1 protein-coding gene is annotated in these 1,858 nt (G+C 72.5%); it reads right to left on the minus strand.

Features of this window, described 5'->3' with window-relative positions; genetic code table 11:
- Window positions 1-159 precede the first annotated feature (159 nt).
- On the minus strand, window positions 160-1,770 hold the full coding sequence (locus E1283_RS35750) for an alpha/beta hydrolase (protein WP_132822322.1): 1,611 nt from the start codon (window positions 1,768-1,770) through the stop codon (window positions 160-162).
- Window positions 1,771-1,858: the final 88 nt, after the last annotated feature.

Here is a 1,858-nt window from a genome sequence, read left to right on the forward strand (position 1 = left end):
CCTCGGGGTGGGGGGACGGGGGCCCCGGCCCTGGGCCGTTGCTCGCGCCGGAGGCCGTCGCGGACTGCGTGGCCTGGGTGTTGGCGCAGCCGGCGGGGACGGACGTGAACGAGGTCGTGGTGCGGCCGACGGGGCAGAAGGTGTAGCGCGTAGCGCGGGCTACGGCTTGCAGCGCTTGCCGTCGTCGGGGACGTCGCCGTTCAGCAGGTAGTCGTTGGTGGTGTCCTGCACGCACTTGTTGCCGCTGTTGTAGGCGCCGTGGCCCTCGCCCTCGAAGACGAGCTCCACGCCGACGTCGTCGCCCAGCGCGTCCTTCATGTGGGCGGTGCCGTCGAAGGGGGTGGCCGGGTCGCCGGTGGTGCCGATCAGCAGGATCTTGGGGGCGCCGTCGGCGCTGACGTCGGGGTGCGCGCGCTGCCCGTCGACGGGCCAGTGGGTGCAGTTGAGGAGGCCCCAGGCCATCTGCGGTCCGAAGACGGAGGAGGTGTCCTCGAAGTCGTCGAGCTTGTCGCGGACGTCGTCGACGGTGAAGCGCTGGTTGGAGTCGGCGCAGCTGATGGCGGTGAGCGAGGACTGGAGCGTGCTGTAACTGCCGTCCGGGTTGCGGCCGTTCATGGAGTCGCCGAGGGCGAGCAGCACGGTGCCGTCCGGGTTGTCCTCGGTCATGGCGTCGTCCAGGCCCTGGGTGAGGTAGGGCCAGAAGGTCTGCGAGTAGAGGGACTGGGCGATGCCGCTCCAGGCCAGCGACTGGGTGAGCTTGCGGTCGTCCGGGTCGCGGGTGTCGAGGGGGTGGTCGCGCAGGCCGTCGAGGAAGTCGCGGAGCTTGTCCTCGGCCTTGTCGGGGTCGGTGCCCAGCGGGCAGTCGTCGCTCTCGGCGCAGGCGTCCAGGTAGTTGCCGAGGGCGAGTTGGAAGCCCGCGGTCTGGCCGAGCGCGCCGTCCTCGGCGCTGCCGGTGGGGTCGACGACGGCGTCGAGCGCGGCGCGGCCCACGCGGCGCGGGAACAGGTGGGCGTAGACGCCGCCGAGTTCGGTGCCGTAGGAGATGCCGAAGTAGTGCAGCTTGTCGTCGCCGAGCACCTTCCGCATCAGGTCCATGTCGCGGGCGGTGTTGGTGGTGGTGAGGTGCGGCAGCAGGTTGCCGGCGCGGTCCTCGCAGCCCTGGTCGAACTCCTTGAGCCGGTCGATGAAGGCGCGCCGTTCGCCGGCCGTCCGCGGGTCGGCGTCGGCGGCGAAGTACTCGTCGAGCTGCTGGTCGTCGAGGCACTGCACGCCCTCGCTGTCGCCGACGCCGCGCGGGTCGAAACTGACCAGGTCGTAGCGGCTGTTGAGCTTGGCGTAGTCGGAGCCGAAGGCGGGCAGCGTGGCGACGCCCGAGCCGCCCGGGCCGCCGAAGTTGAAGAGCAGGGAGCCGATCCGGTCGTCGCCCTTCGCCTTGGTGCGGGCGCGGATCATGGCGATGTCGATGGTGTCGCCCTCGGGGTTCGTGTAGTCGAGGGGGGCCGTCATCCTGGCGCACTCCCAGTCCTCGCCGTCCGGCAGCGGTGAGGGGCTGGCGGCGCCGTCGCCCTCGGCCGCGTCCGGCTTGGGGCAGGCGGACCAGTCGAGGCGCTGGTCGGTGAAGCGCCGGGGGAGGTCGTCGGTGTCGGTGGCGTCCTGACGGGCGGCCGGGCGCACCCGGACCGAGTCGCCGTCGGCCGTGGCGCAGCCGGGGACGGTCAGCAGGGCGGTGGCGGCCAGCAGGATCGGCGTGCGCAGCCGGGCTCGGGTCATCGGGGTGGCTCCCATCGGTCGCTCCGACCCGCTCATCGTGTGCGGGGGCGGGCCGGAGGCGCACTTCGGGCCGGGACAACCGGGTGAC

This window comes from Streptomyces hainanensis, from assembly GCF_004348415.1.
Lineage (GTDB): Bacteria > Actinomycetota > Actinomycetes > Streptomycetales > Streptomycetaceae > Streptomyces > Streptomyces hainanensis.